General features: G+C 63.2%; 19 protein-coding genes and 1 pseudogene. 3 read left to right on the top strand and 17 right to left on the bottom strand.

The features are described 5' to 3' along the window. Nucleotides 1-4 precede the first annotated feature (4 nt). From ACE3PR_RS05280 to ACE3PR_RS05230, 11 genes and pseudogenes are all read right to left on the bottom strand, one after another. A pseudogene (locus tag ACE3PR_RS05280) lies at nt 5-455 on the bottom strand (MaoC family dehydratase). Nucleotides 456-596: 141 nt separating this feature from the next. Continuing rightward, nucleotides 597-2,006: an amidase gene (locus ACE3PR_RS05275; RefSeq protein WP_374368952.1), complete on the bottom strand. Its 1,410-nt coding sequence runs from the start codon at nt 2,004-2,006 to the stop codon at nt 597-599. Nucleotides 2,007-2,019: 13 nt separating this feature from the next. Further along, a complete protein-coding gene (locus ACE3PR_RS05270) occupies nt 2,020-3,780 on the bottom strand; it encodes an ABC transporter ATP-binding protein (protein ID WP_374368950.1) in 1,761 nt (586 codons plus the stop codon). A 125-nt stretch (nt 3,781-3,905) separates the two neighbouring features. Further along, entirely contained in the window at nt 3,906-4,859 is a 954-nt protein-coding gene (locus ACE3PR_RS05265; protein WP_374368948.1) for an acetamidase/formamidase family protein, read from the bottom strand. 68 nt (nt 4,860-4,927) lie between these two features. Continuing rightward, nucleotides 4,928-6,646, bottom strand: a complete 1,719-nt coding sequence (locus ACE3PR_RS05260; RefSeq protein ID WP_374368946.1) for an ABC transporter substrate-binding protein — start codon at nt 6,644-6,646, stop codon at nt 4,928-4,930. A gap of 45 nt (nt 6,647-6,691) precedes the next feature. Next, nucleotides 6,692-7,612, bottom strand: coding sequence for an ABC transporter permease (locus ACE3PR_RS05255; protein ID WP_374368944.1), 921 nt, complete (start codon nt 7,610-7,612; stop codon nt 6,692-6,694). After that, entirely contained in the window at nt 7,612-8,439 is an 828-nt protein-coding gene (locus ACE3PR_RS05250) for an ABC transporter permease (protein ID WP_374368942.1), read from the bottom strand. Before ACE3PR_RS05250 ends, ACE3PR_RS05255 begins: the two co-directional genes overlap by 1 nt. Nucleotides 8,440-8,510: 71 nt before the next feature. Then, nucleotides 8,511-9,470: a DMT family transporter gene (locus ACE3PR_RS05245; protein WP_374368940.1), complete on the bottom strand. Its 960-nt coding sequence runs from the start codon at nt 9,468-9,470 to the stop codon at nt 8,511-8,513. Between the two features lie 106 nt (nt 9,471-9,576). After that, nucleotides 9,577-10,287 (bottom strand): hypothetical protein, encoded by a 711-nt coding sequence (locus ACE3PR_RS05240; RefSeq protein ID WP_374368938.1) that lies wholly within the window; start codon nt 10,285-10,287, stop codon nt 9,577-9,579. A gap of 26 nt (nt 10,288-10,313) precedes the next feature. After that, nucleotides 10,314-10,802 (bottom strand): M15 family metallopeptidase, encoded by a 489-nt coding sequence (locus ACE3PR_RS05235; RefSeq protein WP_374368936.1) that lies wholly within the window; start codon nt 10,800-10,802, stop codon nt 10,314-10,316. A 128-nt stretch (nt 10,803-10,930) separates the two neighbouring features. Beyond that, the gene (locus ACE3PR_RS05230) at nt 10,931-11,629 is read right to left on the bottom strand and encodes a hypothetical protein (protein WP_374368934.1); all 699 of its coding nucleotides are present in this window, start codon (nt 11,627-11,629) and stop codon (nt 10,931-10,933) included. A 279-nt stretch (nt 11,630-11,908) separates the two neighbouring features. On the opposite strand from ACE3PR_RS05230, the gene hydA reads away from it, so the two are divergent. Next, complete coding sequence (gene hydA / locus ACE3PR_RS05225; RefSeq protein ID WP_374368932.1) at nt 11,909-13,369, top strand: dihydropyrimidinase; 1,461 nt, start codon at nt 11,909-11,911, stop codon at nt 13,367-13,369. 75 nt (nt 13,370-13,444) lie between these two features. Here hydA and ACE3PR_RS05220 read toward each other — a convergent pair whose 3' ends face one another. The 5 genes from ACE3PR_RS05220 to ACE3PR_RS05200 all read right to left on the bottom strand — a co-directional run bounded on the left by ACE3PR_RS05220 (nt 13,445) and on the right by ACE3PR_RS05200 (nt 17,057). Then, nucleotides 13,445-13,741 carry a hypothetical protein gene (locus ACE3PR_RS05220; protein ID WP_374368930.1) on the bottom strand — a complete coding sequence of 99 codons (297 nt, stop codon included), beginning with the start codon at nt 13,739-13,741 and terminating at the stop codon, nt 13,445-13,447. Nucleotides 13,742-13,897: 156 nt separating this feature from the next. Beyond that, entirely contained in the window at nt 13,898-14,770 is an 873-nt protein-coding gene (locus ACE3PR_RS05215) for a GyrI-like domain-containing protein (RefSeq protein WP_374368928.1), read from the bottom strand. 225 nt (nt 14,771-14,995) lie between these two features. After that, nucleotides 14,996-15,433: a hypothetical protein gene (locus ACE3PR_RS05210; RefSeq protein ID WP_374368926.1), complete on the bottom strand. Its 438-nt coding sequence runs from the start codon at nt 15,431-15,433 to the stop codon at nt 14,996-14,998. Nucleotides 15,434-15,459: 26 nt separating this feature from the next. After that, on the bottom strand, nt 15,460-16,461 hold the full coding sequence (locus ACE3PR_RS05205) for a DMT family transporter (RefSeq protein ID WP_374368924.1): 1,002 nt from the start codon (nt 16,459-16,461) through the stop codon (nt 15,460-15,462). Next, nucleotides 16,431-17,057, bottom strand: a complete 627-nt coding sequence (locus ACE3PR_RS05200) for a LysE family translocator (protein WP_374368922.1) — start codon at nt 17,055-17,057, stop codon at nt 16,431-16,433. Before ACE3PR_RS05200 ends, ACE3PR_RS05205 begins: the two co-directional genes overlap by 31 nt. Nucleotides 17,058-17,433: 376 nt before the next feature. Between ACE3PR_RS05200 and ACE3PR_RS05195 the strand changes: the two genes are divergently transcribed. Both ACE3PR_RS05195 and ACE3PR_RS05190 read left to right on the top strand, forming a co-directional pair. Continuing rightward, nucleotides 17,434-17,886: a (2Fe-2S)-binding protein gene (locus tag ACE3PR_RS05195; protein ID WP_374368920.1), complete on the top strand. Its 453-nt coding sequence runs from the start codon at nt 17,434-17,436 to the stop codon at nt 17,884-17,886. Nucleotides 17,887-17,900: 14 nt separating this feature from the next. Further along, nucleotides 17,901-20,099 (top strand): molybdopterin cofactor-binding domain-containing protein, encoded by a 2,199-nt coding sequence (locus ACE3PR_RS05190; protein WP_374368918.1) that lies wholly within the window; start codon nt 17,901-17,903, stop codon nt 20,097-20,099. A 73-nt stretch (nt 20,100-20,172) separates the two neighbouring features. Here the strand turns inward: ACE3PR_RS05190 and ACE3PR_RS05185 are convergent, their stop codons facing one another. Further along, the gene (locus tag ACE3PR_RS05185) at nt 20,173-20,850 is read right to left on the bottom strand and encodes a TetR/AcrR family transcriptional regulator (RefSeq protein WP_374368916.1); all 678 of its coding nucleotides are present in this window, start codon (nt 20,848-20,850) and stop codon (nt 20,173-20,175) included. Nucleotides 20,851-20,892: the final 42 nt, after the last annotated feature.

The raw sequence follows: 20,892 nt of genomic DNA, 5'->3' as shown, positions 1-20,892 counted from the left end.
GATCTCACGCAGCCGGTCGTTTGGGGATCAGCAGCATCGCTTCGCCTTCCAGCACCACCGGCTCGCCGACCCCGGGCCCCCGCGGCAAAGGTGGCACGGCCCTTTTCCTTGTCGATGGCGGTCGCGGTGCACCGCGCGACCACCGTGTCGCCGATGCGCACGGGCGCCTTGAATTTGAGGCTCTGGGACAGATAGATGCAGCCCGGTCCGGGCAGCTTGGTGCCGAGGACCGCCGAGATGAAGCCCGCGGTCAGCATGCCATGGGCGATGCGGCCCTTGAACAGGGTCGGCTTGGCGAAATCCTCGTCGAGATGAACCGGGTTGGTGTCGCCCGACAGGCCGGCGAAGAGCACGATGTCGGTTTCCGTCACGGTCTTGGAATAGACCGCCGACATGCCCGTCTCGATTTCATCGGCATATTTGCCGCGCAACTCATTCGCGTAGGCGACGCTCATTTTGATCCGCTCCCCTGGGGCCAGCATTATGCCATTGCACCGCACAAATCGGCCGGCACTATAGCGACCGCGCCCCAGCGCCTCAAGGACGCCCGGCGACGGAAAATTGCTCGGAAACCAAAGGGGTTGGCTGGTTCGGCCTCAGGGCCGGGGGTCGATGGGAACCATATCCCGGATGCCCAGCACTTCCTCGCAGGCCATGGCCTGGGCGAGGAGCAGTCCTTCGCCCCTGGGTTTTCCCACCAATTGCAGGCCCATCGGCCGCCCATCCGCGCTGAAGCCGCAGGGCAGCGACAGGACCGGGCAGGCGGTCATGGTGATGAGGGCCGCCAGTTTCAGCCATTCCACATAATTGTCGAGCTGCTCGCCATTGATCTCGCGCGGCCAGCGTTCCTTGATGTCGCGGGGCAGGATGGGTGCCGCCGGCAGCAGCAGCAGGTCATAGGTTTCGAAGAAGGCGATCATGTCGGCATAGAGCTTCGAGCGGCGGATGAGCGCCTTGCCGATCTCCTCACCGGTCAGGACCAAGCCTTTTTCGGCATTCCAGATCACCTCGGCCTTCAACTTGTCGCGGTGCTGGGCCAGCAGCGGCTTCATGGAAGCGGCGTAATCCACCGCGCGCAGCGTCTGGAAGGCATTGCCGACACCGCTGAAATCGGGGCTCGCCTCTTCGACATTCATGCCCGATTTCGCGAGCATCTTGGCAGCGGCGCGGCAAAGCTCCTGCACTTCCGGCTCGATCGGCAGCCCGGCGGGATCGACGCAAAGGGCGATGCGCGACGGCCGTGTGCGGCGCTGGGCGGTGGCGAGGAAGGATTCCGTGGGCGGCGGATAGGAGATCGGGTCGGCGATATGCCAGCCCGCCATCGCATCCAGCATCAACGCGGTATCGGCGACATCGCGCCCCATCGGCCCGTTGACCGCAAGCGTATCGAAGCGGAGCTCGCCCGGTCCCGCGGCGACCCGTCCCGGCGAGGGCCGCAATCCCACGACCGAACAGAAGGCCGCCGGCGTGCGCAGGGAACCGCCGAGATCCGAACCCGTCGCCATCCAGACCTGGCCGGTGGCCAGCGCCACGGCCGAGCCGCCTGACGAACCGCCGGCATTCAGTTTCGTGTTCCAGGGATTATAGGTCTCGCCATGCACCTCGTTGAAGGTGTTGGCGCCGGCACCGAATTCCGGCGAATTGGTCATGCCGAGAACGATGGCGCCGTTTTCTTCCAGGCGCTCCACCATGATGTCGGATTTTTTGGGCACATTGTCGGCGAAGATCGGCGAGCCATAGGTGGTGCGGACACCCGCGACGTCGTTGAGTTCCTTGACGCCGATGGGAAGGCCCGCCAGCAGACCGCGTTTCTCGACCGGCAGTTTCATCAGCCGCCTGGCGTGATCGCGGGCGCGCTCGGGGCAGAGCGTCACCACCGCATTGACCTTGGGGCCGACCCGCTCTATCCGTGCCAGCGCGTCATCGATGAGATCGAGCGGCGTCACCTCGCCTTTCTTGAGAAGTGCGACCGCTTCGATTGCAGACAGGCGCCAGAATTCGCTCATGCTCGGTCTCCCCTCAGGCGGCCACGAAATGGCCGGTATCGACTTCTCGGAAGGTTACATATTCGGGCTCGTAATGGGCGGGCCGGAACGGGCTCGGCACCTCGCCCTCGATCCGCTTGCGGTCCAGATGGCGACGCGCCGGGTCCGGGATCGGCACGGCACCCAGCAGCTTCTTCGTATAGGCGTGCTGCGGGTTGCCGAGCACGGCCCGGGTGGGGCCGGTCTCGACGATCTGGCCCAGCGACATCACCGCGACACGGTGGCTGATGCGCTCGACCACCGCCATGTCATGGGAGATGAAGAGATAGGAGATGCCAAGCTCGTTCTGCAATTCCTGCATCAATTCCAGGATCTGCGCCTGGATCGAAACGTCGAGGGCCGAGACGCATTCATCGGCGACGATCGCCTTGGGATTGAGGGCGAGTGCCCGCGCGATACAGATGCGCTGGCGCTGCCCGCCGGAAAATTCATGCGGGAAGCGGGCCATGTGATCCGCGGTCAAGCCGACACGGCGGAACAACTCGGCCGCCTTCTCGCGTCGCGATTGGGGCGTGCCGATCTTGTGGATGACCAGGGGCTCCATCACCAGATCGCCCACATTCATGCGTGGGTCAAGCGAGGCCAGGGGATCCTGGAAGATCATCTGCACGCGGCGGCGGATCGCCTTCAATTCGGCGCGGGAATGTCCCGCGGTCTTTTCGCCGTCGATGCTGATGGCACCGGTCGAGGGCACCAATTGCATGATTGCCTTGCCGGTGGTGGATTTGCCGCAGCCGGATTCCCCAACCAGCGCCAGGGTCTCGCCGGGCTTGAGATCGAAGCTGATCTTCTCGACCGCGTGCACGCGTTGCGTCACCCGCTGCAGCAACCCGCCTTTGACGTCGAAGCGGACGATGAGGTCCTTGACCTCGATCAGCGGCTTCTTGCCGGCGACCGGCGGGCTGGCGGGTGCCGCCTCACCCTGGCTGAAGGTCGGCACGGCGGCCAGCAGTGCCTTGGTATAGGGATGCGTTTGGTGACGGAAGAGAGCCGCGGTCTCGCCGCGTTCCACCGCCTCGCCCTTCTTCATGACGACGACGCGGTCGGCGATCTCGGCGACGACGCCCATGTCATGGGTGATCATGATGATGGCGGTACCCGTCTCGCGCTGCAAACTCGCCATCAATTCCAGGATCTGCGCCTGGATGGTGACGTCGAGCGCCGTGGTGGGCTCGTCGGCGATCAGAATCTTGGGCCGGGCAGCCATCGCCATCGCGATCATCACGCGCTGGCGCATGCCGCCGGAAAGCTCGTGCGGGTATTGCGCCAGGCGCCGCTGCGGTTCCGAGATGCGAACCGCCTCCAGGGCTTCCAGCGCCCGCGCATTCGCCGCCCTGGCGCTCAAGCCCAGATGCCGCACCAGCCCTTCGGTCAATTGCGTGCCGATGCTGAGCACGGGATTGAGCGAGGTCATCGGTTCCTGGAAGATCATCGCGATCTCGTTGCCGCGGAGATCCGCCATCGCCCGGTCGTCGAGCTGGAACAGATCGCGTCCCAGGAATTGCGCCGATCCCCCCACGATCCGCCCGCCCGGTTTCGGCAACAATCCCATGAGCGAAAGCGCCGTCACCGATTTCCCCGAGCCGGATTCCCCGGCAATGCACAGGGTCTCGCCGGCCCTCAAGTCGAAGCTCAGCCGGTCGATGACCCGCACGCCACCGCGATCCGAGGCGAATTCGACACTGAGATCGCGCACGTCGAGGAGGAGGTCGGTAGGGGGCGTTGATGAAGTCATCGGTTCTCTTCTCGTCATCCTCCGCGAAGGCGGAGGATCCACGAGTTTCTTTCTTCAGTCTTGGGCAAACTCGTGGATGGTCCGCCTGCGCGGACCATGACGATACAAATATGCGTAGCCGCAATTCAATCGAGCACCACGCGGGGGAAATAGAACGAGACCACCCAATTGGGCATGTCGACGATCTCGCTGATCCGCAAATCGCCGCAGACCGAACAGAGCATATAGGCATCGACGGCGCTGATCTTGTGCCGCTTGGTGATGAGATCGATCATGCCGGAGACGGCGGCCTTGGCACCTTCCATGAGATCGGCGCCGATCCCCGTGGTGACGTCATAGCCCTGGGCGTCGAGATGACGCGTAACCGGACCCGGCGTGCGGAAACGCGGGAAGGCGAGATTGGCGCCCTTCACCAGTTCCAGTTTCACGGTGACGTCCATCGGGCTTTCAATGGCGGTGCCGCAGACCTCGCCATCACCTTGCGCGGCATGGGTGTCGCCCAGCGAGAAGAGGGCGCCCTTCACCTCGACCGGCAGATAAAGCTCGGTCCCGGCAGCCATGTCGCGGATATCCATATTGCCGCCCATGCGCCGCGGCGGCACCACGGAATGGAGACCCTTTTCGGCCGGCGCGAGGCCGATCGTGCCGGCAAAAGGCTTCAAGGGCACGGCAGCGAGGCTACCGAACATGGCGGGCGCCAGGCTCTGGGCGTCGTATTTCCAGATATGAAGAGCAGGGTCCTTGAACTGGTCGGCGAGCAAGCCGAAACCCGGAATATTGGCGGTCCAGCCCCAGCCGCTGGGACGATAGGAGACCAGCGTCACCTTCACCGCATCGCCGGGCTCGGCGCCGTCGATATAGATCGGCCCCGTGGTCGGGTTGACCTTGGCGAAATCGAGCTTGCCCATATCGGCGACCGTCCAGGCGGGCGTGATCTGCCCGCCGGAGGAATCGATCGTCTCCAGATCGATCACGTCGCCCGGTGCCACGGTGAGGACGGGCTGCAGGCTGTTATCCCAGCCATGATGGCGATGATGGCGATGAATCGTGTGGTGCGGGTGGGAATGGGAACCGCTCATGAGGGGCCTCGTTTCGGAAATAGAAGATGGGGCGGCCCGTTTTTGGACCGCCCCATTTGGCTCGGGTCTTACTTCGCGTCGGTGGCGAAGACTTCGTCGTAATTGACCGGGATGTGGATCGGGTCGGCGAAGACGCCGTCCGGTCCCTGCACCCGCTTGCTGTGCACGACATAGGCCTTCTCGTTGAAGACCGGCGCCCAGGGGGCGTCCGCCATCAGATCGGTGAAGATCTTGCCCCAGGCCGTGGCGCGTTCGCCTGCCTTCGCCGGATCGGTGATGGCATTGGCTTCGCCCATGCGCTTGTCGAGAGCCTCGTTGCAATACCAGGCCCAGTTCCAGCCGCCCTCGACCGCGCCGCCGCAGCCCAGGATCGCGGTGTAGAAATTGCTGGGATCGGGGAAGTCGGCGATCCAGGCCATGCCGCCCGACCAGATCATCGGCGCGCCATCCTTCTTGCCGCCGGCGGCGATGACGGTGCCCATGTCGAGGGATTTGAGATTGGCCTTGATGCCGATCGCCTGGAGATCCTGCTGGATCGCCTGGGCGATGCGCGGCTGCGGGTCGGTGTTCATGACATAGAGATCGGTCTCGAACCCGGCCTCGAGGCCCGCTTCCTTCAGCTTGGCCTTCGCGCCTTCGACGTCATAGGCATAGCCCTTGTAGGAGGCGTCGTAGCCCGGCATGGCGGGCGGCAGCGGCTGATTGGCCGGCACCGCGCGGTTGTTGATCAACTGGACGATGCGGTCCTTGTTGATCGCCATGTTGACCGCCTGGCGCACGGCCACGTTGTCGAAGGGCTTCATGGTGACGTTCATGGTGACATAGCCGGTATGGAGCTGATCGGCGGTGATGACCAGTTCCTTGGCGGCGGGGTCGTTCATGATCTCCTCGAATTTCGCCGGCGGAATGCCGTCGCCGGCGATGTCGATCTCGCCCTTCTGCAGGCGGAGGAGGGCCACCACCGGTTCCTGGCCGATCTCGAAGGTGATCTTGTCGAGGCGCGGCAGGCCCGCCTTGAAGTAATCGGCGTTGCGGTCCAGCACGATCTTCTGGCCGGACGTCCATTCCGTGACCTTGAAAGCGCCGGTGCCGACCGGCATCTTGCCGAAATCGGCGCCGGCCTTCTCGACCTCTTCCTTCGGCACGATGAAGCCGAAATTGAGCGCCATCAGATGCAGCGTGGTGGCATCTGGCGCGGTCAGTTCGAATTTCACCGTGTAATCGTCCGGCGTGGTGATGCCGGCGACTTCCGTGGCGCTGCCGCCCTGATATTCGGCAAAGCCCTTGATGCCGGCATAATAGGCGGCACCCGGGCTCTGGGTTGCCGGATTGATCATGCGCTCGAAGGAATACTTCACATCGGCGGCCTTCATCTCGCGGCCGTTATGGAACTTCACCCCCTGGCGCAGCTTGAAGGTGTAGGTGAGACCGTCGGCCGAGGTCTCGAAGCTCTCGGCAAGGTCGGGCACGATCTCGGTGGTGCCGGGCTTGTAATCGAGGAGGCCGTCGAACACGCTCTTGATCACCGACCAGTTCTTCCAGTCATAGCCGATCGCGGGATCGAGGGTGGGGAGATCGTCCTTGAAGGTGACGATCATCGAACCGCCCTGTTTAGGCTCGGCCGTTGCCGCTGCCGGGGCGGCCGCTGGTTCCGCGGCGGGGGCTGCCGCCTGTTCGGTCGCAGCAGGTGCCGTTTCGGTCTGCGCGGCTTCTTCCTTCTTCTCCTCGCCGCAGGCGCCCAGCGCCAGCAGCGTCACGATCGAAACCGATGCCAGTAAGCGATTCATCAGAACCTCCTGTCTTTCTTTGTTTTGATTTGGTGGGTCATTTGGTCATTTCAGCCGGATGCGCGGGTCGACGAAAGGAGCGGCAAGATCGGCCAGCAGATTGCCGAGCACGATGGCACAGGCCGAGACCAGCGTCACGCCCATGATGATCGGAATGTCCTGTTGCTGGATCGCCTGCCAGGTCAGCTGCCCGATACCGGGCCAGCCGAACACCGATTCCACCACCACGATCCCGCTCATGAAAAGTCCGATATCGATGCCGATCATGGCGATGATGGGGAGGATCGCATTGGGCACGATATGGACGAAGATGATGCGCCAGCGCCCCAATCCCTTGGCGCGTGCCGTGCGCACGAAATCCTGGCGCAGCACTTCAATGACACTGGAGCGCATCATGCGCGCATACCAGCCGCCGCCCAGCAGGCCCAAGGTGAGGGCGGGGAGGACGAGGTGGCTGAACGTGCCATAGCCGCCGATCGGGAACCAGCCCAGCCAGACCGCAAAGACATAGAGCAGCGTATAGCCCACCAGGAATTGCGGCGTGGAGACGAAGACGAAGGCGCCGATCATGACGCCTTGATCCAGCGCCGAATTGCGCTTGAAGGCCGCGAGCGCTCCCAAGGTGAGGCCGATCGCCAGTTCGCAGAGGATGGCCGCCACCATGAGGAGGAGTGTTGCCGGCAGGCGCGAGGCGATCAGCGCCGAGACCTCGCTCCGTTGCACATAGGAGCGGCCGAGATCGCCGGTCGCCAGCTTGCCGAGATAGACCGCGTATTGCTGCCAGACCGGCTTGTCGAGACCGAGCTGCGCGCGCACCTGTTCCACCTGCTCGACGCTGGCGGTCCGCCCCGCCACCTGCCGCGCTGGGTCCGAAGGGAGGAGGAAGAGGAGAATATAGGTGATGAAGCTGATCCCGATCAGGATCAGCAGGGACTGAATGAGGCGCCGGATCAGATAGCCCGCCATCAATGCCGTCCCCGCAAGGTGGGATCGAGGATGTCGCGCAAGGCATCGCCCACCAGATTGAAGGAGAGGGCGAGGAGGCCGATGGCGAGGCCCGGGAAGAAAACCAGCCAGGGGGCGCTTTCGAAATAGGTCTGGTTCTCGTTGACCATATTGCCCCAGGAGGGGGTCGGCGGCTGCACGCCCATGCCGAGATAGGAGAGCATCGCCTCGAAGAGCGAGGTGGTGGCGATGCCGAGTGTCCCCCAGACGATGAGGATGGGAAGGAGATGCGGCAGCACATGGCGGAGGAGGATGCGCGGCGTCCCGGCCCCGATCGCGCGCACGGCCACCACGTAATCCCGCTCGGCCAGCGACACAGTCTCGGCATAGACCACGCGGGCGACCTGGACCCAACTCACCAGCGCGATGACGATGACCACGATCCAGAGGCTGGGATCGAACATGGCGGCGAGGAGGATGGCGAGCAGCAAGGCCGGAAAGGCTGACATCAGATCGGTGAAGCGCATGAGAGCACCACCCACCCAGCCGCGCAGATAACCCGCCGTGATGCCGATCGTGGCCCCGATGGCAAGGGCGATGCCGTTCGCCAGAATCCCCACCAGCAAGGTCGCCCGCGCCCCGTGGATCATGCGCGAGAGCAGATCGCGGCCGAGGAGATCCGTGCCCAGCCAGAACTGGGCGCTGGGCGGGCTCTCGGCAATGACCGGCGACAGGGTGGGGTCATAGGGTGCCACCCAGGGCGCCAGGATCGCCGCCAGCGCGAAGAGGGCGATGACGATCAGGCCCAGCACGGCCAGTTTGCGCTTCAGCAGGGCGCCGAGGATCATGGGGATAATCTTGAAGTCGGTTCAGGTTTCGGGTGGAACATAGAACCGGCCACCCGGCGAGGCAAGCGGCCTCAGGCGGTCTTGCGCTTCGAGCGCAGGACATAAAGCCCGGCGCCGATGATGAGGGCGATGCCGATCAGGGTATAGCGATCCGGCACCTCGTTCCAGATCGCCCAGCCGAACATGGTGGCGATCGGGATCGAGGCATATTCGAAGGGCGCCACCACATTGGCCTCGGCCAGGCGATAGGCCTGTGTGAGCAGGAACGAGCCGCAGGCCCCCACCAGCCCGGTCGAGGCAATGAGCAGGAAATCGGTCAGGCCCGGCATCACCCAGGGGCGCAGCAGGAAGGTAAGGCTGCGATGCTCGACGGCGATGCTGAGATCGGTGCCCGCATTGGTGATCATGGCGATGACCATGGCACCGGCCAGGAAGATCACATTCTGATAGATCGCCATGACGGCGCCACTCTCGGTATCGCCCATCTTGCGGGCCAGCAGCGCCGCCATGCCATAGACCAGCGCCGAGAGAATGGCGAGGAAGGCGGCAGGATCGAGGAGATCGCCGCCCGGCCTGCAGATCACGATGACGCCGACAAAGCCCACCGAGACCGCCAGGACCTGCGTCCCGTTCACCCTCTCGCCGAGATAGGGCTGCGCCAGCACCACGATGAACAAGGGGGCGGCGAAAAAGAGGGCCACGACGACGGCCAAGGGCAGCGTCGCCATGGCGAGATAATAGGTCGTATAGGCCACCAGCAGCAAAGCGGCGCGCACCAGCAGCAGCGGCAAGCGCTGCGAATTCAGCGCCCGCAAACCGCCGCCGCCGAAACGCAGCAGGAAATAGAGCGGCACGAAGGCGATGACACAGCGCAGGGTTAATACCTGAGAGAGCGGATAACCCCCGCTCATCATCTTGATGACCACATCCTGCAGGGAAAATACGGTCGCCCCGCCGACCAGGCAGAGGATACCGCGCAAAGAGGGGGAGGCGACCGGCTGGGTCATCGGAGTCGTGTCGGAAGTCGACAAGGTGGCGCACTCATGAATCTGGCGGGATCGGGCCGCGTTGAGCGCGTAATCTGCGCAGAGGCAGGGGCGTTCGGCAATGTCGTAATAGATCAAGTTTTTAGGATGGTCAGTTCCCCGCGGCCTTCGCCTCCAACTGCGCCAGCAGCGACCGATCGACTCCCCGCAGATCCATCCGCAGGATGCTCTTGTAGATCGCCGGGAAATCCGCCAGCGGCCCCTCGGCCTCGGCATGTTCCATCAACAGGCGGCGGATTTCATCGACGTTTCGAAAAGTCGGCCACAACTGATAGGCATCGTTATAGGCCACAATGGCGCCGTCCAGGTCCTGGTTGAGCAAGGCCTCGATGCCGCGCGATTGCAGCCTGTCCATCTCGCTGCTGCGCGAGGTTTGTGAGGGCAGGGCGACCATCTGCTGTTGCGCCACGGCCTGCTGCACAGTGAGGGGCAGGCTGGCACTTTCGGGCAGCACATCGCCCGCCGCGAAGGCGTCCTTCACCTCGTCGGTCATCTCGACCGCCGCGTAATGGCTGACGATCTGCACGCCCCATTTCCGGATGTTGGGCGTGGTGTCGCCGTCGCGCAGAATCTCGAGGCCAAGCTGCACCCATTCGCGCTTGAAAATGTCCTCGCGGATCTTCTGGTCCCGCTCGCTGATCGCGGTCTCGCGGTCCTTGATCGCCGCCGTGTACCAATGGCCGACCACGGCGATGGCGATCGGCACGAAGACGGCCGCGAGAAAGCCCGAGAGGACCGAAAGCTTGTCCCAATTGTCCTTCCCCGGGGTATCTTTCTCGCGTCGGTCGGATGGCTCTGCCATGGAAACCTCCCGTGACCGCCAGGGGCCTAGCCGAGTTCGACATAGCCCTTGGGATCGGCCAGCGCCGCATGCAGCCTTCGCAGCTGCGCCGTTGATTTGCCGAAGACCTTCTGGAAATGCGGCCGGTCCTTGAAACTGGTCCAGTTGCCGCCCCATTCCCAGCCGAGCTTCTTGGCGACGGGCGCGATCTTCGCCCAATCGCATTCCCAGATCGCCTCGCCATTGCGGATCTCGCACAGATCTATGGCCAGGCCGAAATTGTGATAGCTCTCGCCGCCTCGGTCATTGGTGACGATCTTGCCCGGCTTCGAGCGGCCCTTTTCAAACAGCGCGTTCTGCTCGGCGATGGTGCGCAGGCCTTGCGTCACGCGCATGCGCATACCCAGCTTCTCCTCGATGGCGTTGATGAGAATGGCCGCATCCGCGCGAATCTTCGGATGCAGCAACTTGATCCGCTTGTCGCCGAACTTGTCCCAGGTTTTCGCCGGGGCAGCCATCGGGTCGTTTCTCGGCATCTTCCGCCTCCACCAAGCCAGCGCAAAAGCGCCTTGCCACCATCTCGGGAGTCTCACCGCAGGCGGCAATTATAGGTCGAAGCGGTGTTGTGTGAAGGGCGAAGATCGCTCTCAGCTGGTTCTTATAGTCACGAAACATCTTCTTCGGCCGTTAGCGGTTTGTCCGGACCACTCCAATTAACTTTAATCTTAAGTTCGGATCTTGAAACCCCAGTGACCACAACAATTGTCAGCCGATAGGTCCCTATGTCATTGAAGAGCGACCGATACTGAGATTTGGGCTGACTATCTTCAGCAATGTGTAACTTGTCTCCTTTTCGTAAGACATCTAAATGGCGCTCGACCTTTGAGGGAATGTGATCGAAGTGATTTTCGGTTGCAGTCCAGCGTAATGAAGGATGCGGTAACGAAGATGCTGACAAAAGTTCCTTCCCACTCGGGTCAATGATTTGAGTCAGAAATGCAGAGGACACTTCTCCGCTGCTCCCGATTCCAATAGCGCGAAGACGCACATATTCGACGACAGAATCCACGCGCTTATCGCCAAATATCGCAAGCGTTGAAATTTCTTTGGCGTTTGAAACTAGCGATAGTTGCAATTGTGGCTCGAAGGAGCGTCGAATTCTGGTCGCATACACCAGCAAATGCGTCGTCAGCAATCCAAAGGCCACGGTGCAGAAAATCAGAAACCCGTCAAAAATAGAGGCAGTCAAGTTTTGGCTCTCCAGCCACGATCTGTTCCCCCAATACCATGACAGGCTGACCGTCAAGGCTATCTCGACAATGCGCAGCGGAAGCGGGCCAAGCGCTGCATGGATCGTTGCCAAGGCATCTCCAACGAACTTCGTCATTCTTTAAATATAATGGATTTGACTGGCTCACCTAGGGGCAAATGCATATTTAGTTGTCGTTGTTCATTTGTCCTTTCTTCCCTTGGTTGAAATTAAACCCCACTTCCCCCTCTCCGATCTTTCCCGTAACATCTCTGACCAACCGATCAAGATTACCGGCGGGACTCAACCAGCCGGCGGGAAGCTGACATAGTGAGCCAGGGTTCTCCGCGTGGGTTACGCGTGCGGAGGGCGGCCAGCCAAGGGAGCGTTGCCATGTCTCTACTTATTCGCGGCGGCACCATCGTCAATGCCGAGGGCGAGGCCCGGGCGGACGTTTATTGCGAGGACGGCCTCATCAAGGCGATCGGGCCGGATCTCCAGGCGCCGATGGGTGCCAAGGTGGTGGATGCCGGCGGGCAATATGTGATGCCGGGCGGGATCGACCCGCATACGCATATGCAGCTTCCCTTCATGGGAACGGTCGCCTCCGAGGATTTCTTCTCCGGCACCGCGGCGGGCATTGCCGGCGGCACCACCATGATCATCGATTTCGTCATTCCGGCACCGCAGACCTCGCTGCTCTCCGCCTATGATCAATGGCGCGAATGGGCCGAGAAATCCTGCGCCGATTATTCCTTCCACGTCGCCGTCACCTGGTGGTCGGATCAGGTGCGCGAGGATATGGGCGTGCTGGCGCGCGAGCGCGGTGTCAATTCGTTCAAGCATTTCATGGCCTACAAGAACGCGATCATGGTGCCGGACGAAAACCTGGTGCAGAGCTTCGCGCGCTGCCTGGAACTGGGCGCCATGCCGACGGTCCATGCCGAGAATGGCGAGCTGGTCTATCACCTCCAGGCCGAGGTCTTGAAGAAAGGCATCACCGGCCCCGAAGGCCATCCCATGTCGCGTCCGCCCGAGGTCGAGGGCGAGGCGGCCAACCGCGCCATCCGTGTGGCGCAGGTGATCGGCAATCCGCTCTATATCGTCCACAATTCCTGCAAGGAAGCGGTCGAGGCGATCACCCGCGCCCGCAACGAGGGGCAGCGCGTATATGGCGAGGTTCTCGCCGGCCATCTCCTCATCGATGACAGCGTCTATCGCCATCCCGATTGGCATGTGGCGGCGGCCCATGTGATGAGCCCGCCCTTCCGCCCGAAGGAAAATCAGGAAATTCTCTGGCGCGCACTCCAGGCCGGCAACCTCCACACCACGGCGACCGATCATTGCTGCTTCTGCGCCGATCAGAAGGCGGCGGGCCGCAACGATTTCACCAAGATCCCCAACGGCACCGGCGGCATCGAGGACCGCATGTCGGTGCTGTGGCATCACGGTGTCGGCACTGGCAGGTTGACGCGCTCCGAATTCGTGCGCGTGACCTCCACGGCCGCCGCGCAGATCTTCAACATCTATCCCCGGAAGGGCTCGGTCAGCATCGGTGCCGATGCCGATATCGTGGTCTGGGACCCCAAGGCGACGCGCACCATCTCCGCGAAGACCCATCACCAGAAGGTCGATTACAACATCTTCGAAGGCATGAGCGTCACCGGGAATGCCAGCGTCACGATTTCGCGCGGCAAGGTCGTCTATGAAAAGGGTGAGCTGAAAGTGGAACGCGGCGCCGGCCGCTACATCAACCGCCCGACCTTCCCCGCGATCTTCGACGCGGTCGCCAAGGTCAATGCCATCCGCGCGCCTAAGGCCGTTTCGCGGGCGCAAGAGAAGGCGGCGGAATAACAGAAGCCTTCCATCGCACCAAAGAAAACGGCCGGTCCCATGCGGGGCCGGCCGTTTTTCTTGGCTACAGATTCGTTACTGCGGGCGCGGACCGTTGCCCTGGCAGGTCGCCGGCTGGTTCGGGTTGAAATCGCAGGTCACGTCGAGGCCGTTATCTTTCTGGCAATTGACGGCGCGCCCGCCATGGCCGGTCTGGCCGGCATCGCTGACCGTGCCGCCGATGGTCTGGCAATTGGCAACAAACTGGCCGGCATTGAGCTTGGGCTTGGTTTCCAGCACCAGCGGCTGTTCCGCGAAGCTGATCTGCGGCACGAAGCAGGTGAGGGCGAGGATGGCACAGACGGCACTGGATTTACGCAACAAGGTGGTCATGGCACTTCTCCCAGGATACCGACCCCGCCAGCGAACAACCCAATCGGCCGTCGCCGGGATCGCGTTCTGGGATTGAAGTATGGGCGCCCGTTGCACGGTCGCCAGTGACGGCGCGCACAATCCGTCACGCCGTCACGGCCCCTCACGCTTTCGTGTCTATTTCGCCACCAGCGGCAGGCTGATCTCGGTCAGCCATTCCTCCGGCGGCAAATCCTGCGGGTTGTTGAGATATTCCTCGAAACAGGGCCGGTCCGCCGGCTCCTCGCCGCTCGCCGGCAGCCAGGTGCCGAACAGCCAGTTATAGGCCTTGTGCAGTTCCGCATAGGGCCCCTTGTGGAGGAGCACCGCATGGCGCCCGCCGGCGAGGTCGATCACACGCACGTCATCCTCGCCTTTGACGTCCGATCCCACGCTGATACAGGCATCGGATTTCCACTCGGCCGGTGGCAGCGCGTTGGTGTCGCTGTAATAGATGCCGATGCCGCGCGTCGTGGGTGTCATCAATCCGCGTGGTGCCGCCCAGGCGTAAAGCCGACCGAAGACCGGGCCGATTTCTAGGTAATGACCATGATGGCGCAAGGCGGCAAGGCGCACGGGCTTGGTATCGCGCAAGGTGACGGGAAACATGTTGTCCTCCGATCCGGTTGGGTTGTCCGTCGGATCGGATGCTGGATATTCCGCCACCAGGAAGCCGCGCTTCCGATAGGCCGCGGGCGCCATGCCATAGGCCGATTGAAAGGCCCGGCCGACGGCCGCGACGCTGCCGTAACCCGCGCGGGTCGCAATGCCGGCAATCGCCGCCTCGCTCTCGACCAGGGCACCCGCCGCGTGGTGCAGGCGCAGCCGCCGCACGGTCTCGCTCACCGTCTCGCCCAGCATCCCCGCATAAACGCGGTGGAAGTGATAGGGCGAGAGACACGCGATCTCCGCGAGGGCGTTGAGATCGATATCCCGCTCCAGGTTCTCGCCGATATGGCGCAGGACCCTTTCCACGCGGCGGCTGTAATCGAGGCTGGTGATCGGCTTCATGGGGTTGCTTTCATCCGGACATCCTCCGACACCGCGAACCATGCCCGATAGCGCTTTGATCGATCTTGCGAAGTTTGGCGCGCGTCACTTGTCCCCCTCATTCCTTGCTGTCATCCCCCGCGAAGGCGGGGGATCCACGAGTTGCTTTCATCAGCGGCCAACAAACTCGTGGATGGCCCGACTAAATCGGGCCATGACAACATGGGGGTGCGCTCAAAATTACCCTCACCAATCCACCGGCACGCCGCGTTCGCGCCAGGCGCTGTCTTCGGAATGGGCGAGGATGCCGATGATGGCAGGCTTGCCGTCGGCGCTGCCCTTGCCGTCGACGCGCAGGGTATAGGTGGTGTGGAAGCCGACGATATGGCCGCCCGATTTATCGATCAGTTCCCAATCGACATGCGCCTGACCGAAGGCCTTGGAAAGCTTCTGATAGGTGAAGCTCGCGATCCGCGCCGCGGCGAAATCGACCTTGTCGTAGAAGGCGACGAAGCCTTTCATGTCGGCCAGCATCTCCGCCCGGTCGCGGAACACATAGCCGGTATCTTCCGAGAGAATCTGCACCGGGAATTGGTAGTGATCGCAAATGGCCGCCGCGTCCTGGGCGGTGAAGGCGCGGGCATAGCCGTCGAAGAAGGCACGGATCTCGGTAGGCAAGGTCATGATGGCCTGTTGCTTGTTATGTGATCTCATCCGGCGACCGGCAGCCTCGCCCGCTGGTGACGCTGCAAGGCCCGAATCGATATCCAGATACCCAATACCGAGAGCGCAAATCCGGCAAGCTCCATCAGGTGCGGCGGGCTGCCTTCGGCCAGAAAAACGTAGAACGCGCCGAAAATAGTCTCAAAGACGATCAACTGTCCGGTCAGGGTCACTGGAAGATTTTTCGACGCGGCGTTGAACAGCATGGCGGCACCCCAGGAGGCCCCGAGGCCAAGAACCGTGCTCCAGAAGGCAAGCCACAGCCAATCGCCGGTCGCGAACAGATGCCCGATGGATTGCCATCCGCCGCCGAGGACCAGATGGAGCGGAAAAGCGAGAAGCGTCAGCGCGAGGGTCGCGACACCGATGGCGCTCGCCCATTCGCCGGCCCCGATCTCCGTGCGCCGCTTCAGGAAGCGTGCATTGGCGACCGCGTACCAGGTCCACATCAGCACGGGTGCCACGAGACAGAGAATGCCGATGACGAGAAGCGGGCCGGCTTCGACCCGGCCGTCGCTGCGCGAGATATTCACCAGCAGCAATCCGGCCAGCACCAGCGCCAACGGCAGCGCGAGCTTGCGGAAGGGTGCTTCGCGCGCCCCGGCATTTCCCCCGCCGTGATTTCCCCACAGCGCCACGCTGACCGGCAGCAGGCCGATGATGATCACCGCCAAAGCCGGCCCGGCCAATTGGATGCCCAGCACCAGCAGCGCGTAATAGAGCAGATTGCCGAACAGCGCGAAGGCGGTGGCGAGGCACCAATCGCGCCAGGTGAAGCGGATCTTGCCGAAGCGCCACAGCAGCGCCAGCGAACAGATGCCATAGGCGAAGTAGCGCCCGAAGGTGATGTCGAGCGCCGTGGCCTCGGGCATCATCACCGGCACGATAAACGCGAGCGCCCAGAGCGCGGTGGTGGCGATCATCAGCAGCAGCGCGCGATAGAACGCCCCACCGGCAATCATGCGCGCCCGCGCTGCGCCGCCAGCCACAACCCGCCGCCGATGAGGCAGGCGCCGCTCATGCGGCCGATGAGCTTGAGGCGGTTCTTTGAGAGCACGCGGCCCAATCCGCCGGCGAGATAGGCATAGGCGCCGTCGCTGATCGCCGCCAGCACCATGGCGGTCGCACCCATCAGTGCGATCTGCGGTCCCTCGGGGCGCGCGGGATCGAGGAATTGCGGGAAGAAGGCACCGAAGAAGAACAGCATCTTCGGATTGCTGATCGCGACCAGGAAGCCTTGCAGGAAAAATCCGCCACGGGGCGTCCGCGCCGCGGCATTGCCGAGGCCATCGGCGAGACTGTCCGCCCCGCGCCACATCTTCCAGCCCAGATAGATGAGATAGAGCGCACCGGCGAGGCGCAGCCATTCGAACCACGCCCCCATGGCCGCGATGAGCGAGGTGAGGCCGATCCCGGCCACCGCCAGCATGACGGCCAGTCCCGCTTGCGTCCCCAGCACATTCTTGAAACCGGCGCCGCTGCCATGGCGCAGCGCATTGGCGACGATCAGGCTCACCGTCGGGCCCGGCACGATCACCAGGACAAGGCTCGCGAGAACGAAGGCGATATAGAGCTCGACGGACATAGGATGGTCCCTGCTGGATGTGATGGCCGGGACAATTACTGCATGGGAATGCGCCACCGGCAAAGCCAGAAATGAGCAAAGGGGTGAGAGGAATAGGCAATCGTCACATGCGTGTCCGGCATGCATCGCCGGATGTCATGCGCCGGGCACATGTCGACCTCCTTTTTTCTTGCCTAATCCCATTCAGCGCTTGTGACGGCGCGCGTGGGATCTATATCCATCCCCACATCGCTGCTCGACCAAGCGGGAGAGATATTTCGGGCCGGCGCTGTCAACATTCCGACACATATTGCAGCCCTTTGCCGAGATACCAGACGATCCGAGCAAAAGCAGATCCGCCGCGAGGCAGGTCGCGCATTCCAGCCAGGAGGCTTTCATGAAACTCACCATCAACGGCCAGGTTCACGATCTCGATGTCGATCCCGAGATGCCCTTGCTTTGGGCGATCCGCGACATCGTGGGGCTCACCGGCACCAAATTCGGCTGCGGCATGGCGCAATGCGGCGCCTGCACCGTGCATCAGGATGGCGTCGCCATCCGCTCCTGCGTCACCCCGGTCTCGGCCGCGGAAGGGACCTCAATCACCACCATCGAAGGCGTGGGCGGCAAGGAAGCCGAGGCCGTGCAGGCCGCGTGGACCGCGCTCGACGTGCCGCAATGCGGCTATTGCCAATCCGGCCAGGTGATGTCCGCCGTGGCCCTCCTCAAGGACAACCCGAAACCCTCTGACGCCGATATCGACGCGGCGATGAACGGCAATCTCTGCCGCTGCGCCACCTATCAGCGCATCCGCGCCGGCATCCATGATGCCGCCAAGGCGATTGGTTGAGGGAGGACACAGCCATGAAAATCAGCAATCTCACCCAGCAGCTTTCCCGCTTCCAGCCGAGCCGCCGCCAGTTCCTGGTGGGCGCCGCCGCGACCGGTGTTGGTTTCAAGCTCGCTTTCCCCGCGCGCAACGCGTTGGCGGCGGAAGGGACCGATCCCAATCCCTTCGATGCCTATATCTCGATCTCGCCCGACAACAAGGTGACGATCCTCTCGGCGCATATGGATATGGGCCAGGGCTGCTATCACGGCATCGCCACTTTGGTGGCCGAGGAATTGGAAGCCGATTGGAGCCAGCTCGTCGTCGAGGGCGGTTCCGGCAACACGAAATATTACGGCAATGTCGCCTGGGGCGGTGTCGCACAGGGGACCGGCGGGTCCTCGGCGATGTTCTCCTCCTTCGAGCGCTATCGCCGCGCCGGTGCCATCACCCGCACCATGCTGGTGAATGCCGCCGCCGATAGCTGGGGCGTGCCTGCTGCCGAGATCACGGTCGCCAAGGGCGAGCTCAGCCATTCTTCCGGCAAGAAGGCAACCTTCGGCGAGATGGCGGAAGCCGCCGCCAAGCAGCCGCTCCCGGCGGAAGTCGCGCTGAAGCCGCGCAATGAATGGAAGGTGATCGGGTCGGAGACGTTCCGCCGGCTGGATTCCAATCTGAAGTCAACCGGGCGCCAGGATTTCACCATCGACGTGAAGCTGCCCGGCATGCTCACCGCCGTGGTGGCGCATCCGCCGCTCTTCGGCGCCAAGGTGAAGAGCTTCGACGCAGCACCCGCCAAGGCGGTGAAGGGTGTCGTCGATGTCGTGCAGATTTCGCGCGGTGTCGCGGTGGTGGCCGAGAATACCTGGGCGGCGATGCAGGGCCGCAATGCTCTCACCGTCGAATGGGATGATTCGGCCGCCGAAAAGCGCGGCTCGGCGGATCTGATGACGGAATACAAGGCGGCGGCCGACAAGCCCGGCCTCGTTGCCGCCAATACCGGCGATGCGGCTGCCGCCATCGCGGGGGCGGCGAAGGTCATCGAAGCCACCTACGAGTTCCCCTATCTCGCCCATGCCGGCCTCGAGCCTTTGGATGCCGTGGCGCAGATGAAGGACGGCGCGCTGGAAATCTGGGGTGGCCATCAGATGCCCGATCTCTATCAGGCCGTCACCGCTGGGATCGCCGGCGTGACGCCGGACAAGGTGAAGCTTCATGTCATGAAGACCGGCGGCGGCTTCGGCCGGCGCGCGGTCACCGATGCCGACATCATGGTCGAGGCGGTCGAAACCGCGAAGGCCATCGGCTGGAAGGCGCCGGTCAAGGTGCTCTGGACCCGCGAGGACGATATGACCGGCGGCCGCTACCGCCCGCTCTATGTCCACAAGGTCAAGGTCGGCCTCGACGATGCCGGCAACATCCTTGGCTGGGATCACCGCCTGGTCGGCCAGGCGCTGCTGATCGGCACACCGTTCGAATCCTTCGCGGTGAAGGACGGTATCGACGGCACCTCGGTCGAAGGTGTGAACGACACCAAATATGCGATCCCCGCGCTCAACGTCCAGGTTACCAATGCGCAGGTCGGCGTGCCTGTCCTGTGGTGGCGCTCGGTCGGCCATACCCACACGGCCTATGCCATGGAAACGATGATCGACGAGGTGGCGCGGGCGGGCGGCAAGGATCCGGTCGAGTTGCGGCGCAATTTGCTGAAGGACCACCCGAAGCATCTTGCCGTGCTCAACCTCGCCGCCGAGAAGGCGAAATGGGGCGAGGCCATGCCCGAAGGCACCTATCGCGGCGTGGCGCTCCATGAATCCTTCGGCACCGTAGTGGCCGAGATCGCCGACATCAAGCTCGACGATCCCGCGAAGCCCACCGGCGGCTTCAAGGTCACCAAGGTGGTGGTCGCGGTCGATTGCGGCACCGCCATCAACCCCGACCAGATCCGCGCCCAGATGGAAGGTGGGATCGGTTTCGGCCTGGGGTCGGTCCTGCATGAGGAATTGACCCTGACGGCTGGCGCGGTCGATCAGAGCAATTACGATTCCTATCTGCCGCTCCGCATCGACGAGATGCCGGTGGTCGAGACACATATCGTCCCCAGCGAGAACCTGCCCTCCGGTGTCGGCGAACCCGGCGTGCCGGTGATCGGCCCGGCCGTCGCCAATGCTTTGGCAATGGCGACGGGGAAGACGGTTCGTGTTCTGCCCTTCTCGAAGGGTGCCAGCGTCTAACCTTCCCGATGGCTGAAAGTAGAAAGGGGCCGCGTTCATCTCGAACGCGGCCCCTTCTTCTTTGGTCTGGTGCTCAACCCTCGCTGGGTTCGCTGAGGCCGCAGCCCTTGAGGATGATCTTGGTGATCTGGTCGGCGGCGAGGCGGTAATCGCTATCGGTGAGTTCGCGGCGGCCGAGCACGGCGGCGATCTGCACGGTGAAATCCGAATAGGTCTGCGTCGTGGCCCAGATCATGAAGAAGAGATGCTTCGGGTCAACCGCATCGATGCGGCCCTGCGCCACCCAGCCATCGATGATCGCCGCCTTGCGCTCGACCCATTCCTTGAGGTCCCGGCGCATGAATTCGTCGAAGCGCGGCGCCCCGTGCAGCACCTCATTGGCAAAGACGCGCGACGCGATCGGTCGGTCGCGGGCAAGGTCGATCTTCTGCGCGATGTAATGAGCGAGCGCCGTCGCCGGATCGGCATCGGGCTGGATCTCCTGCGCGGTATTGAGCCACAGCTCGATGATGTCCCGCAGCACGAATTGATAGAGGTCGTTCTTGGTCTTGAAATAATAATGCAGATTGGCCTTGGGCAGGCCCGCGCGCTTGGCGATGAGGCTGGTGCTCGCCCCTTCGAATCCCATTTCGGCGAAGACTTCTTCCGCGGCGCGACGGATATTGGCCTCGATTCGCGCGCGCGAACGGGCCCGGACGCCGCTGCCCCCAGCGCCGGCTCCGCCGTCTTCCTCGGCAAATGTCCCGCTCATCCCAAGCTTCCTCCCCCGAAGCCGTGACGTCCTGCGTGCCCC

This window comes from Dongia sp. (assembly GCF_041909655.1).
Lineage (GTDB): Bacteria > Pseudomonadota > Alphaproteobacteria > Dongiales > Dongiaceae > Dongia.
This window is presented reverse-complemented; position numbering and strand designations above follow the sequence as displayed.

Coding starts and splice junctions, on each gene's coding strand:
- ACE3PR_RS05275 (WP_374368952.1), bottom strand. CDS start 2,006: ATGAGCGAATTCTGGCGCCTGTCTGCAATCGAAGCGGTCGCACTTCTC.
- ACE3PR_RS05270 (WP_374368950.1), bottom strand. CDS start 3,780: ATGACTTCATCAACGCCCCCTACCGACCTCCTCCTCGACGTGCGCGAT.
- ACE3PR_RS05265 (WP_374368948.1), bottom strand. CDS start 4,859: ATGAGCGGTTCCCATTCCCACCCGCACCACACGATTCATCGCCATCAT.
- ACE3PR_RS05260 (WP_374368946.1), bottom strand. CDS start 6,646: ATGAATCGCTTACTGGCATCGGTTTCGATCGTGACGCTGCTGGCGCTG.
- ACE3PR_RS05255 (WP_374368944.1), bottom strand. CDS start 7,612: ATGGCGGGCTATCTGATCCGGCGCCTCATTCAGTCCCTGCTGATCCTG.
- ACE3PR_RS05250 (WP_374368942.1), bottom strand. CDS start 8,439: ATGATCCTCGGCGCCCTGCTGAAGCGCAAACTGGCCGTGCTGGGCCTG.
- ACE3PR_RS05240 (WP_374368938.1), bottom strand. CDS start 10,287: ATGGCAGAGCCATCCGACCGACGCGAGAAAGATACCCCGGGGAAGGAC.
- ACE3PR_RS05235 (WP_374368936.1), bottom strand. CDS start 10,802: ATGCCGAGAAACGACCCGATGGCTGCCCCGGCGAAAACCTGGGACAAG.
- hydA (WP_374368932.1), top strand. CDS start 11,909: ATGTCTCTACTTATTCGCGGCGGCACCATCGTCAATGCCGAGGGCGAG.
- ACE3PR_RS05220 (WP_374368930.1), bottom strand. CDS start 13,741: ATGACCACCTTGTTGCGTAAATCCAGTGCCGTCTGTGCCATCCTCGCC.
- ACE3PR_RS05215 (WP_374368928.1), bottom strand. CDS start 14,770: ATGAAGCCGATCACCAGCCTCGATTACAGCCGCCGCGTGGAAAGGGTC.
- ACE3PR_RS05210 (WP_374368926.1), bottom strand. CDS start 15,433: ATGACCTTGCCTACCGAGATCCGTGCCTTCTTCGACGGCTATGCCCGC.
- ACE3PR_RS05200 (WP_374368922.1), bottom strand. CDS start 17,057: ATGTCCGTCGAGCTCTATATCGCCTTCGTTCTCGCGAGCCTTGTCCTG.
- ACE3PR_RS05195 (WP_374368920.1), top strand. CDS start 17,434: ATGAAACTCACCATCAACGGCCAGGTTCACGATCTCGATGTCGATCCC.
- ACE3PR_RS05190 (WP_374368918.1), top strand. CDS start 17,901: ATGAAAATCAGCAATCTCACCCAGCAGCTTTCCCGCTTCCAGCCGAGC.
- ACE3PR_RS05185 (WP_374368916.1), bottom strand. CDS start 20,850: ATGAGCGGGACATTTGCCGAGGAAGACGGCGGAGCCGGCGCTGGGGGC.